The sequence below is a fragment of the Streptomyces sp. NPDC059850 genome, from assembly GCF_042731515.1.
Lineage (GTDB): Bacteria > Actinomycetota > Actinomycetes > Streptomycetales > Streptomycetaceae > Streptomyces.
In genome coordinates this window covers 25,078-37,345 of the sequence record NZ_JBHWJI010000045.1, presented here as the reverse complement: position 1 = coordinate 37,345, position 12,268 = coordinate 25,078, and the positions used below count along the sequence as shown (strand labels likewise).

The 12,268-nt window shown below is 70.0% G+C and carries 12 protein-coding genes; 2 read left to right on the top strand and 10 right to left on the bottom strand.

The features are described from left to right. Window positions 1-48 precede the first annotated feature (48 nt). Window positions 49-252 carry a hypothetical protein gene (locus ACFV9T_RS30090; protein ID WP_385445586.1) on the top strand — a complete coding sequence of 68 codons (204 nt, stop codon included), beginning with the start codon at window positions 49-51 and terminating at the stop codon, window positions 250-252. Window positions 253-286: 34 nt separating this feature from the next. Here the strand turns inward: ACFV9T_RS30090 and ACFV9T_RS30085 are convergent, their stop codons facing one another. The 9 genes from ACFV9T_RS30085 to ACFV9T_RS30045 form a co-directional block, all read right to left on the bottom strand. After that, entirely contained in the window at window positions 287-1,195 is a 909-nt protein-coding gene (locus ACFV9T_RS30085) for a glycosyltransferase family 2 protein (protein ID WP_385445585.1), read from the bottom strand. 109 nt (window positions 1,196-1,304) lie between these two features. Continuing rightward, complete coding sequence (locus tag ACFV9T_RS30080; protein WP_385445584.1) at window positions 1,305-1,691, bottom strand: hypothetical protein; 387 nt, start codon at window positions 1,689-1,691, stop codon at window positions 1,305-1,307. Window positions 1,692-1,834: 143 nt separating this feature from the next. Further along, window positions 1,835-4,255, bottom strand: coding sequence for a glycosyltransferase (locus tag ACFV9T_RS30075; protein ID WP_385445583.1), 2,421 nt, complete (start codon window positions 4,253-4,255; stop codon window positions 1,835-1,837). 186 nt (window positions 4,256-4,441) lie between these two features. Then, on the bottom strand, window positions 4,442-5,416 hold the full coding sequence (locus ACFV9T_RS30070; RefSeq protein WP_385445582.1) for a CU044_5270 family protein: 975 nt from the start codon (window positions 5,414-5,416) through the stop codon (window positions 4,442-4,444). Further along, the gene (locus ACFV9T_RS30065) at window positions 5,409-6,026 is read right to left on the bottom strand and encodes an RNA polymerase sigma factor (RefSeq protein WP_385445581.1); all 618 of its coding nucleotides are present in this window, start codon (window positions 6,024-6,026) and stop codon (window positions 5,409-5,411) included. The genes ACFV9T_RS30070 and ACFV9T_RS30065 overlap by 8 nt, the downstream gene beginning before the upstream one ends. Window positions 6,027-6,533: 507 nt before the next feature. Continuing rightward, window positions 6,534-6,932 carry a PIN domain-containing protein gene (locus ACFV9T_RS30060; RefSeq protein ID WP_385445580.1) on the bottom strand — a complete coding sequence of 133 codons (399 nt, stop codon included), beginning with the start codon at window positions 6,930-6,932 and terminating at the stop codon, window positions 6,534-6,536. Then, window positions 6,929-7,177: a hypothetical protein gene (locus ACFV9T_RS30055; RefSeq protein WP_385445579.1), complete on the bottom strand. Its 249-nt coding sequence runs from the start codon at window positions 7,175-7,177 to the stop codon at window positions 6,929-6,931. Before ACFV9T_RS30055 ends, ACFV9T_RS30060 begins: the two co-directional genes overlap by 4 nt. A gap of 1,051 nt (window positions 7,178-8,228) precedes the next feature. Further along, entirely contained in the window at window positions 8,229-8,987 is a 759-nt protein-coding gene (locus ACFV9T_RS30050; protein ID WP_385445578.1) for a phosphoglyceromutase, read from the bottom strand. A gap of 108 nt (window positions 8,988-9,095) precedes the next feature. Continuing rightward, complete coding sequence (locus tag ACFV9T_RS30045; RefSeq protein WP_385445637.1) at window positions 9,096-9,257, bottom strand: hypothetical protein; 162 nt, start codon at window positions 9,255-9,257, stop codon at window positions 9,096-9,098. Between ACFV9T_RS30045 and ACFV9T_RS30040 the strand changes: the two genes are divergently transcribed. Then, on the top strand, window positions 9,217-10,440 hold the full coding sequence (locus ACFV9T_RS30040; protein ID WP_385445633.1) for an MDR family MFS transporter: 1,224 nt from the start codon (window positions 9,217-9,219) through the stop codon (window positions 10,438-10,440). The two genes, ACFV9T_RS30045 and ACFV9T_RS30040, sit on opposite strands and share 41 nt — an antisense overlap. Window positions 10,441-10,525: 85 nt before the next feature. Here the strand turns inward: ACFV9T_RS30040 and ACFV9T_RS30035 are convergent, their stop codons facing one another. Beyond that, window positions 10,526-12,217, bottom strand: a complete 1,692-nt coding sequence (locus tag ACFV9T_RS30035; protein WP_385445577.1) for a glycosyl hydrolase family 28-related protein — start codon at window positions 12,215-12,217, stop codon at window positions 10,526-10,528. Between the last annotated feature and the right edge of the window lie 51 nt (window positions 12,218-12,268).

The following is a 12,268-nucleotide window of genomic DNA, read 5'->3' as shown; positions in this document are numbered from 1 at the left end:
TCCCCTCCCCGAGGTGCGAGCGGCAGTCCCTGCGGCGAGCCTGGTCATATGAACGATGGGACCCCGGCCCGGCCGCGCGTAGTGGTGGAAGAGCCACACGACGGCCGCCGCCGCGTGCGAATCGACGGCCAGGACGTGGGCGTCGTGGTGAACGCCGACGAACTCCGCGGCCTCCTGACCCGCGCGGGCATCGACGACCCTCGCCAGATCGACTGGCAGGGCGGCGGCCCGGACGACTGGCCCGCCGCGTAGGCCCTGAGCGTTTCTCAGGCGTTCTCAGGCGTTCTCAGGCGTTCGAGGACCGGCGCGTCAGTCGCTGGATGTGGTAGTGCTGAACCCGCGCCGTGCGCTGCAGGGCCATCACCGCGGTGAGGAACTGATCCATCTCGGTGGCCCGGGTGAGGATGTCGTCGGGCACGTGTTCGTCCCGCAGGCAGGCTTCCGCGTCCTGGCTGAGCACGGCCCGCGCCCAGCCATGGGTGATCGGCTTGAACAGGCCCGGGTGGTTGGCCACGATCCGCGCCCGGATGGCCAGATCGTTCTCGGCGGCCTCCACGTGCAGCCCCGTGTCCTTGTTGCGCGCCCCGAACAGCGGCTCATGGATGTGGTGGGCGTCGAAGCCGTGCTCGACGCAGCCGACCCAGAAGTCCCAGTCCTCTCCGGCCCGCATGCTCTCGTCGTAGCCGCCGACGGTCTGCCACACCTCCCGGCGGAACAGCGAGCAGTAGAACATGATCAGCCGCTGCAGCATCAGCTCCCGGCTGTAGGCGGGGAGGGACATCGCCTGCGGGGGCAGATCGTCGTCGGTGAAGGTGAAGACGTCCGTGGAGGCGATCGCGATGGCGGGGTTGCCGTCCAGGACCGCGACGGTCTTCTCCAGCATCGCGGGAGCGATCACGTCGTCGGCGTCCAGCGGAAGGACGTAGCGGCCGGTGGCCGCCTCGATCCCGGTGTTGCGGGCGGCCGAGACGCCGCCGTTCGCCCGCTGGACGAGGCTGATCCGCCGGTCGGGGTGGCGGGCGATCAGGGACCGGGCCACCTCGGCGGTGTTGTCGGTGCTGCCGTCGTCGACGATGAGCAGCTCCCAGTCCGGATAGGTCTGGGCGAGGACGCTGGCCACGGCCTCGGGCAGATAGCGGGCGTAGTCATGGCAGGGGATGACCACCGAGACCACGGGGTCGGGGTTGTGTGACATGCGCGGTCTTTCGGCTCGGGGCGGGTGTGGGCATGAGAGTGGGGCACCGGCCGTCCCCCCGGGGCCGCTTCCGCGGGCCCACGGCCGGGCGTAGCGACGGAGTTGTGCGCTAGCTGTGCTCGCGCTCCGCGCGGTGATGGCTGAACCCCTGGCTGAACCCCTGCTCACGTCCGGGGTCCTGATCGGTCACGCAGATCCATCCCCAGTCGGGGATGGTGACGTTGCCGACGTTGCAGCAGTGCCCGTAGTCGGTGATCGTGATGTTGCCTACGGGCGGGCAGCAGTGCCCGTAGTCGGTGATCGTGACGTTGCCTATCGGCTCGCAGGGGTGCATGGTCCCGGGCGTGAGGGTGGGGTCGTCGCCTATCGGCTGTCCTGCGGACCCGTACGCCGCCGTCCCCGTCTGCGCGTCCGGAGTGATGGCGGCGTAGGCCGCCTCCGCGGTGCTGAGCAGTCCGGCCGTGGCCAGCGCGGCAGGCAGAGCCAGTGAGGTCATGACACGGGATTTCACGGTGGCACCTTTCTTTTGGGTGCGGTGCGGGGGAGCTGCCCGGCCATACCGGAGTAGACATACCGGCACATTTCATGACAGGGGCAGCAAAGCCACCGTAAGTTTTGTCACTCCATGCGTCAAAACGATTACTCACTGTGCGTGACGGCCAGAGTGGCGGGCTCCGGTCGTGGTGCGCCGTGGTGCGGATGGACCACTTCCAGATCGGGCAGGGCCCAGCAGGCGGTTCCCATGTCCAGGGCCATCGCGGCCAGCCCCTCGGTCTCGATGAACTGCCGGTAGGGGAAGGACGGGAAGTTGAGGCCGTCGCGGTGCAAGTCCGCACGGACCAGCAACGCGGTTCCGCCGACCGAGTCGACGCGGACGAGTCCGCGGCCGCGCCCGCGCAGCTCGTCGAGGTACGTACGGCCGAAACCCCTGGGCGGCTGGAGGATGCCGTCACGCAGCCACTGCGTCCAGTTGAGCGTGGCGGCTCCGGGCTTGAGGACGAAGGTGTTGAGGTCGTACGTCGGCCCGCCGGGTGCGGTGGCGCAGTGCGGGACGACGATGTCCTTGCGCGCGCCGAGCAGGCGCTGGATGAGGTCCGCCGGGTAGCCGGTGACGTCGACGTCGAGCCACAGCACCCACTCCTCGTCGGCACCCCCGTCGGCGTCGGAGAGGGCTCGGGTGAGGAGATGGTTGCGCACCTTGGCCAGCACCGACCGGCGCCGACGCTGGACGCCCTGCTCCCAGCGGGGTCCGGCCAACTGGAGTCCGTAATCGCGGTGGACGAGGGTCACCCGCCGGAACTCCACCTCAAGCCCGGGCAACACCTCCCGGAGCAGTTCCGGGGTCGCGTCCCTGCTGTCGCCCTCCAGCAGGCCCAGCGAGATCGCCTCGCGCGGGTAGTCCAGCGCGCGCAGACGGTCCAGATAGCCGGGCAGGAACGCGGCCGCGTCCTTGAGCGGCGTGAGCACCAGCACGCGGGGCCGCTCGCTCGCCGGTGCCACGGCGACGGGCCCGGGGACCGACTGCGGCTTCCGCTCGTACGTCTCGGGAGCCTCGGGGGTCTCGGGGCTCTCTGCGTGCGCGATGTCCCCCGGTTCGAGCGGCAGCCGGGCCGCCATGGCGAGCAACTGCTCGGCGTAGGGACCGGGTTCGGCCCACGTCTGGGTCGCCACCTGGAAGTGCTCCGCGAAGTGCGACTCGTCGAAGGTGTTGTTCCCGTGGCATACGTACGTATACAGGGCGGGCGCGTCCACCGAGACGACCCGGCGGCTGCGGACCAGCTCCTCGGCCACCGGGGTGTCCTCGCCACGGCGCTCGGCCGGATAGCGCGGAAGCCGGTCCTTCGCGCACACCATCGACCCTTCCCAGACCCGCGCGCAGGAAATGGCGAGCTTGCGGCGGGCGGGCCACCACAGCCGCTCACGGGCGAGGAAGCACGCGTCGGCACCGAGCGCGAGGATCGCCGCCATCTGGGTTTCCACCCGCTCCGGGTCGTACAGATCGTCGTCGTCCCACTGGCATACGTACGCCCCGGTGGCCCGGTCCACCGCCTCGTTGCGCAGCTCCCCCAGGGTCCGTCGCTCCGGGGGCAGCCGGTGATGGCGGATCCGCGCGTCGCCCAGTTCACGGATGTACTGCTCCAGCACTCCATCGGTGCCGTCCTCCAGCACGACCAGCTCCAGGCTCGGATAGGTCTGAGCGGTGAAGCACCTGATCGCGCGGCGCGCCGTCGCCGAGCGGTCCTTGGTCACCATCAGGCAGGACACGGTCGGCGCCACCGCCCCCGACGCCCAGCGGTTGCGCTGCGCCTCCAGGCTGAGCAGCCCGTCCGCGACCGGCTGCCGCTCCTGGCTCGCCCAGAACGGAAACCGTCTCCCCGCCGAGACCCTCGGCGCGCTCGCCGTGTCGCAGGCCCAGCTGCCCGACCAGTGGTGCACGGCGTAGGCACGGCCGTAGTCGGCCTCCTGCGGACCGAACAGCTCCGTCGCGTACGGGCTCACCTCCGGATACAGGACCTCCGGGCCGACCACCGTGATCGACTCCGGCTCCGGCGCACTGTCGACCGCCCTGGTGAGGAAGAACGGCCCGGTCGTGTCGAGCGTGCCCGGCAGCTTGTGGGCCCCGACCAGCCGCCGGTGCACATGGGCCGCCCAGAAGGGATGTCCCGGCCGCGACGCGATGAACGCATTGCCGACGATGCGGGTGAATCCGCGCTGCCGGGCCAGCAACAGGCGCGTATGCACCTCGGGTTCACACCCGAGGACGAGTTCACGCCCGTCGAGGAGTTCGGAGACCGGCTTCAAGCACTCGAAATCCAGATCCACGTAGAGCCCGCCGAAATGGTCGAGCAGAAAATAACGGATCGCGTCGGCCCGCATGATCGGTTCGGGATAGCCGTCGTAGACCGGCAGGAACCACGGATAGTGCTCCTGAAGAAAGGCCCGATTATCCGCATCCGTCCACAGCCGATACCCCCAACCGGGGTGGTGCGCCCGCCAGGACTCGGCCCACTTCTGCCAGGCCGGGGGGAGGTCGGCGTCTTTCCAGGTCTGGTGAATCAAGGGGGGAATTGTCTTTTGTGCAGTCATTAGCACAGTATGTCCAGCTACTCGGCGAGCCGGATCTCCGCTGATGCCCGCCGCCGGAGCAATCACCCGAACGGCGGACTCGGCGCGTCGGTCTTGTCTTACGTTCGAGGGGCGGTCTCCACGAGACCGCCCCTGACCAGCCATGGAGTGCTCAGGGGGCTACGGGAGCTGCCTCAGGCGGTCGACGATCGCCCAGTCCACCACGTGCGACAGCTGGATGTACGTCTTCTTCCCGGAACGCGAGGTCCGCTCGTCGCGGAAGCCCAGGAATTCATAGGACTCCGAGTCGAAGATGAGGTACTTGCTCTTCTCGGACGCCTGCTTGGGGTAGGAGATCCCCACCCCGGCGCGCCCGGCGGAGTCCTTCATCCCCGGGGTCGCCTTGACCCCGGGCACCAGGGCCAGCGCCTCGTACGCGGCCGGACGCAGTCCCTCGGGCAGCACCGGCCACTTCAGAAGCTCGCCGAGCATGAAGTAGGCGTCGTACCAGTCCCACGCCGTGAAGTCGTCCATCGACTTGTGGGACGTGCCGGCGCCGACGATGCGCGGGATGAGCTTCTCCGGCTCGGTGGGCAGCTTCTCCAGCTCGCTCCACTCCCGAGGCGGCCACACGCCCTCGTGCTTCCCCAGGGCCCCCTCCCAGATCACCCGTCCCAGCTCCATGGTCAGCGATCGCTTGGAGCCGTCGACCGAGTCCCAGTTCACGTCCGTATAGGTCTTGACCGCGCCGGTCTTCCGCTCCGTCTCCTTGATGATCCGCTTCGAGTAGATGAACTGGTCGTCGCGCGGCGCCACGGGCTTCTCCTGCTTACTCGCCCGCACTGCCGCCCCGTTCAGCACCGTCACGGCGCCGACGTTGCGCATCCGCGGGGCGCTCGTCCCCGCGCGGTCGGTGCGGCCGCCCTCGTCGGCGCCGTCCGCGGCGATCAGTACCGCCGTGCCCGTCACCGCCATGGTGACCACCGCGGCTGTCACGAGGCGCAGCGCGTGGCGGCGCCCGGGTGCGGCGTCGGGGTGCCGCTCCGTGCGCGTCATCGTGTTGAGCAGTCGGTGGCGGGCCTGCGCCCGGGCCGGTTCGGTGAGCGGGGCCGCGCCCGCGTCCCAGTCCCGCAGGAGTTCGAGTTCGTCAGTCATGGCCGGATACCTCTCGCAGTGTCGTCGGATCGGATCCGCCCAACGCTTCGCGTAGCTTGCTGCGAGCCCGGTGCAGCCGTGATCTGACCGTGCCGATGGGGACACCGAGGGCCTGGGCCACCTCCTCGTAGCCGAGACCGCCCCACGCCACCAGCAGCAACACGTCCCGGTGCCGCGCGGGCAGTGCGGCCAGTGCCGCAGCCAGCTCGCGGCGTACGGCCTGCGCCCCTACCCGGGCCGCGGCCCGGTCGGCCAGCGGCTCCTCGTGGTCGGCGGGAGCCGGGATGCGGGCCAGGGCCTTGAAGCGGCGGGCCTCGGCCCGCCGTTGCCGCCCGACCAGGTTGGTCGCGATACCGAATAACCAGGGCCGGGCGTCGTCGCCCGTGGCCCGCGCGGGGTCGTATCGGTGCCGCTGCTGGAAAGCCGTGGTGAAGGTCTCCGCCATGAGGTCGTCGGCCGACTCGCCGCCGAGCCTGCGGGCCAGATAACGGTGTACCGCATCCGCGTGCCGGTCGAAGAGCACGGCGAATGCCTCGGGCTCATCCCGGGACCGCGCAATCACCGAGGCATCGCTCTCCGCCCCCGTGCGGACGCCTGGCTCGACGGTCATCGGGGCTCCTCTCGTTCTGGGAACGCTTCGAAGGCTTGGGCTTTCAACTCTCCTTCGCCCGTGGCCCCCGATGAGTTCCCTCGGGGCCGCGGCTGCTGGCCCCAGGAGGGTGACGTGGTGGTGCCAGCCTCCCCAGGTGCGGCCTTCGAAGTGGGCCAGGCCCCAGGCCTGTTGCATCTCGCGATAGTGGTACTCAATGCAGCCTTCAGCCTCGGCCTGGAAGAACGCGGGCTCAGCTTCGTTCACCACGCCCCGGAGGCGCCGTACCCGCGTAGGCTCCGGGCCGGAAGAAAGGTGGGCACCGATGGAGTGGATCGACCCGAAGTACGCTTGGTCGCGACCATGCGACGGGCCCAGGCGGACGCCTCCGAACAGGATCCGACCGAGACCCGGCCGGTCCGGGGGTTCATCGTCCCTGACACCGGTCCCGGCCCGCAGCCGCACTGACCCGGGCCTCGCCCGGGTGCCTGCACTCCCACCGGCCGTCGGCATCGCGCGCGGACGTCGCTACAGGGCGATGAGACGCACGCGGTCGCCGCAGAGTTTGGCCATGTCGTCCGTGTCGGAAGTGACGAGCGCTACCGGGGCCGGCTGGCGGAGGGCCGCTTCCGCGACGGTTGCGTCGATCGCGTATGTGTGGCCGTGCAGCCCTGCCGTCTTGAGGAGTTCGGCTGCCGCTCTGGCCGCGTGGGCGGTGACCGGTTCTACTTTGACGCGTGACAGGGTCCAGTTCAGACGCGGGAGGTTCATCCGCTGGTGGCTGACTTCCACGATGGTGTTCGCGCTGACCACCGTGTCGGCTCCCATCTCGTGGAAGACCTGGAGCATCGCGAGGAGTTCGCGGTCCTGCGCGATCCACGCGGACAGCCCTTGTGAGTCCAGGACGACCGTCTCGAAATGGGTCACGCGGCGTCCGTGTGGTGGCTCTGGTCGGTGGGCCCGAGGATCTTGGCGCGGGCCTCGGCCAGTTCCTCGTCCGTGAAGGCGCCGTGCTCCTCCTGGTGGCGGCGCAGGTCTTCACCGAGGAACTGGTGCCTGATCTGGCGGGCCACTGCCTCGGCTACGTAGCCGGAGACGTTGTCAGTCAGCTTCCTCAGCTCGTCGACCTGCTCGGTAGGCAGGGTGACAGTGATGCGCGTCGTACTGGACATACGGCGAGCATACTCCAGTATGCGCGTCTGCGTGGTGGCGTTCCGGGGTGACAGCCCACAGACGGCTCCAGAATGCCAACAAGCCCCTCACCAGCCGTGAAACCGCTGGCGAGGGGCTTGATCCTTCCGTGTTACTTCCTCTTGCCCTGGGTCTGGCGGGCCGCCTGAATCCGAGGAAGCTCGATCACCGTCCCGTTGATCGCCTCGACGCTGAACGCTGAACGGTGCCCTTTGCGGCAGGACGCATCGCACTCTCACCACCCTGACCAGAACCACTCGACGGCGGCCGGCCCTCTGGTGTGTATGCGTTCGCGGCAGCTCCAAAGGTTGTCAACGAAGTGGACGAGGCTGGCGGATTCACGATTACCAGCGGCCTGCCCGGCGCGCTGCTCAGGCCGCCCAGTTGTGAGAGTACTTCTTCCGCACCGGCCATCGTGGCTTCTCTTGTTGCTCCCACGTACGAGCCGTCACCGGGTACTTCCGCCTTGGGGCCACTGACTCGTTGGCTGACGCTCCTAGCCAACCCGCTCACCTGGTTTTTCGAGCGGCTGAGCGCAGCCGCCGCCCTCTCGGCAGCTTCCTTGCTCGCCCTGCTTGCGGAGTGGCCCAGCCTGCTACCGGAGCGGCCTAACGCCCCAACTGCACTGGCTCCGACGTGTCTTACGCGTGCTTCCGCCCTCTCGGCTGCACCGGCCTTATTGCTGTCAAAACCGCGGAGCGTCTTGCCGGGCTTGCGGGGCGTCCCGTCAGAGTTGAGGGGCGCAAATTCCCCTTCGGAGTCGGAAGTCACAGAGTCGGGATTTACCATATTCTCTCCCATATAGCACGGAAACCAGTATGTATAACGAACAATGCGTCATCGCGGTTCACCTCCAGCGCAGGGCCGGACTGGTCCCGTCCGCCCAGGGCATCAGGCCAAACGGTGGGAGAGAGGAGACGCGTGCGCGGCGTCGTCGGGCGCAGCGGGAACATGAGCGGCGTCGCACCATGCGCGAAGGCCCCTCATCTGCATCAACATGCAGGTGAGGGGCCTGATCGAGCGCGATTCTCGCTATTTCTTGCCCTGGTTCTTTACCGCCTCGATCGCCGCCTTCGCGGCCTCCGGGTCGAGGTAGGTGCCGCCCGGGTTGAGGGGGTGGAAGTCGGCGTCGAGTTCGTAGGAGAGCGGGATGCCGGTGGGGATGTTGAGGCCCGCGATGTCGGCGTCGGAGACGCCGTCCAGGTGCTTGACCAGGGCGCGCAGGGAGTTGCCGTGGGCGGCGACGAGGACGGTGCGGCCGCTCAGGAGGTCCGGGACGATGGCGTCGTACCAGTACGGGAGCATGCGGACGACGACGTCCTTGAGGCACTCGGTGCGCGGGCGCAGCTCCGGGGGGATGGTGGCGTAGCGCGGGTCGGCGCTCTGGGACCACTCGGCGCCGTCCTCGAGCGGGGGCGGCGGGGTGTCGTAGGAGCGGCGCCACAGCATGAACTGGTCCTCGCCGAACTCGGCGAGGGTCTGGGCCTTGTCCTTGCCCTGGAGGGCGCCGTAGTGGCGCTCGTTGAGTCGCCAGCTGCGGGCGACCGGGATCCAGTGGCGGTCGGCGGCCTCCAGGGCGAGCTGCGCGGTGCGGATCGCGCGCTTCTGGACGGAGGTGTGGACCACGTCGGGGAGCAGGCCGGCGTCGCTCAGCAGCTCACCGCCGCGGACTGCCTCCTTCTCGCCCTTTTCGTTGAGGTTCACGTCCACCCAGCCGGTGAACAGGTTCTTCGCGTTCCACTCGCTCTCGCCGTGACGGAGGAGGATCAGCTTGTACGGTGCGTCGGCCATGCGGTCGAGCCTACTGGACGGGTTCGGGGCGGTCGGTTGACGGACCTGGTCAATTGAGTGGCGGGTGGGGGGCGTGGGGTCGTAAGTTGCGAGGGCTGTCGGCGCCTCTTACATGGGGGTGCTCATCCGTGGGGGGTTCGCGATGTCCGTCGTCCGGTGGAGATTGGCTGCGAAGGAGAGCGTTTCGGGGTTGCCCCGGGCGTTCTGGTGGTTGTGGACCTCCACGCTGGTGAACCGGCTGGGCGGGTTCGTGGCCACCTTTCTTGCCATGTACCTGACGGTGGAGCGGGGCTACTCGGCGACGTTCGCCGGGCTGGTCGGGGCGCTGCACGGGCTGGGCGGGGTGGTGTCGGCGGTGGTCGCGGGGGTGCTCACCGACCGGCTCGGGCGGCGGCCGACGCTGCTGGTGGCGCAGGTGTCGACGGCGGTCACGGTGGCCGTGCTCGGCTTCGTGCAGCATCCGGTGGCGATCGCGGTCATGGCCTTCCTGGTGGGCATGGCCACCAACGCGTCGCGGCCCGCGGTGCAGGCGATGATGGCCGACATCGTGGCTCCGGAGGACCGGGTGCGCGCCTTCTCGTTGAATTACTGGGCGATCAATCTGGGCTTCGCGTTCTCGGCGATGGCGGCGGGGCTGATCGCCCGGAGCGGCTATCTGACGCTGTTCCTCGCCGACGCGGGGATGACGCTGCTGTGCGCGCTGATCGTCTTCGTCAAGCTGCCGGAGTCCCGTCCGGAGGGGGAGAGCGCGGGGCGCGGGGCGGATGGGAAGGGGGCGGTCGGGCTCGGGACGGTGCTGCGGGACCGGCGGTTCATGACCCTGGTCGCGCTGACGTACCTGCTCGCGACCCTCTTCCAGCAGGGCTACGTGGCGCTGCCGGTCGCGATGGGCGCGGACGGGCTGTCCAGCGCGGACTTCGGGCTCGCGATCGCGACCAACGGGGTGCTGATCGTGTTCCTCCAGCTCCCGGTCACGCGCTTCATCGAGCACCGGGACCCGGCGCGGCTGCTGGTCGTCGCCGCGCTGCTGACCGGGTACGGCTTCGGGCTGACCGCCTTCGCCGGGTCGGTGGGGATGTACGCGCTGGCCGTGGCCGTCTGGACGCTCGGCGAGATCATCAGCTCGCCGACCCAGATGGGGCTGGTGGCCCGGCTCTCACCGGTCCACGGGCGCGGCCGCTACCAGGGGATGTACGTGCTGGCGTGGTCGCTCGCCTCGCTGACCGCGCCGCTGGCGGGCGGTGCCGTGATCGACAGCTACGGGGCACCCACGCTGTGGGCGGCGAGCGCGGTGGTGGGCACGGTGGCCGCGATCGGTTACGCGGTGCTGGGGCGGCGGCTCGGGGACGACGACGTACCGGAGGCGGACGTACCGGAGACGGGCGTACCGGAGGCGGGCGTACCGGAGACGGGGGAAGCGGTGGGGATGGAGCGCGCGGGGGTGGCGGGCTGACCGGCGGGGGCGGGGGCGTATGGGTGCGGTGCGCGGCGCGGGGGTCCGCGCACCGCATCCATACGCCCCCGCTCACCGTTCACCGTCACCGCAGGGCGCGCTGCGCCTCGTACAGGTTGCGGGGGCGGACGGACTCGGGGTGGCCGTAGGCCTCGATACGGGAGTGGAGCGGACCGGCGAAGTCCGGTACGTCGGTCTGGCCGAACTCCCGGACCTCGCTGATGCCGACCGTCGCGCTGTACGGGGCGATTCCGTCGATCCTGACGCAGCCCGCGCGCTGATTGGTGACGGTGACGTTCCAGTGGGTGAACCGGGCGCCGTACAGCGGGCCCGCGACCGCGTCGCCGCCGTGGGAGCCGGTGTTGTCGACGGTGATCTCGGTGCGGACGTTGGCGAACGGCATGCCCCGGTGGGTGTCGAAGGTGCCCATCTCCATGCGGCCGCGTGACCAGACGTTGTAGCTGGACAGGCCCTCGACGTTGATGCCGTGCAGCTGGGTCCCGGCGGGCGCGGGCACGGTGCGGCGCGCGAGGACGAAGTCCTCGACCAGGTTGTCGTGCGAGCCCTCGCGGCAGCAGTACGGATGGTGGCTGCCGCGCCCCGAGACGGTGACCCGGCGCAGGGTGCAGGCCTTCGCGGCGACGAGCAGGAAGCCGTTGTCCACGTTGTTGACGGTCACGTCGTCCACCCAGCAGTCCCACGCGCACTGCAGCGCGACGCCGTTGTAGCCCTTGTCGAGCAGGTGCGGAGCTTGTGGCGTCGCGTCGAAGTCCAGGGTGAGGCCCTCGACTCCCGAGCCGGTCACCGGGCGGACGAGGGTGGTGAACCGGGGCTTCCAGGCGGGCCGGGCGTCGAGCGGCAGCGGGCGGTCCAGGGTCACCCGGCGGCGGCGCCGGTCGACGGCGGTGACGCGGCACGGCCACTCGTACGGGACGTACGAGGTCAGCTTGGTCTTGTCGGCCCACGGGTACGCGGCGGCGCCCTCGACGTCCCCGGCCATGTGCTGGAGCAGGGTGTGCGCGCCGTCGTCCGCGAGCTGGAACAGCACCCGGTCGCCACGGCGGAGGGCGGCGGTGCTCGCGACGGGCACGGTCCGGTCGCCGCGCCGGGCGGGGCGGTCGACGGCGGTCAGCGTGCGCCACTCGTCGCGCCGGTTGCCGGTCCAGCCCTCGAACGGCCACGCCTGGGCGCGGATCGCGGCGGTGAGGGAACGCCAGCGGGCTTCCGGGCAGACCCAGATGAGGCCCCCGGCCCAGGACCAGGACGACTTGGTGCCGCCGTACCGGCTGCCGTACGGCCCGATCAGCTCGGTGAGGTGGCGGGTCGCGTGCAGCGTGGTCCGCCCGCTGCCCGCGCCGCGCAGCACGACGTTGTCGTAGCCGATGCGGATGACGCCGTCGACGCGGTACGTCCCGGGCGGCACCACCACCGTGCCCCCGCCGCGCCGTCCGACGGCCTCGATGGCGCGGTTGATGGCGGGGGCGGCGTCGGCCGAGCCGTCGGGGCGGGCGCCGTAACGCCGTACGTCGGCGGCGACGGGGTAGCGGGGCAGCTCCGCGCGCCCGCCGAGGAATCCGGCGCGACCGACGTACGGGATATGGGGGTGGCGGTACGGGTCGGCGCGGAACTCGCGCCAGAGGTTCGGTGGTTGTCCGGCGGCCATCGCGGGTGTCGTACCCAGCGACACCGCCGCGCCCGCTGCCGCGCCGAGGACGGTACGTCTGCCGAAAGCCGGGCGTCTGTCGATTTCCCTGTCCATGAGGCCCACACCTTCCATGGATGTGAACGCCGTTCAGATGAGCGACGGCGTGAGCATGCCATGGGGTCG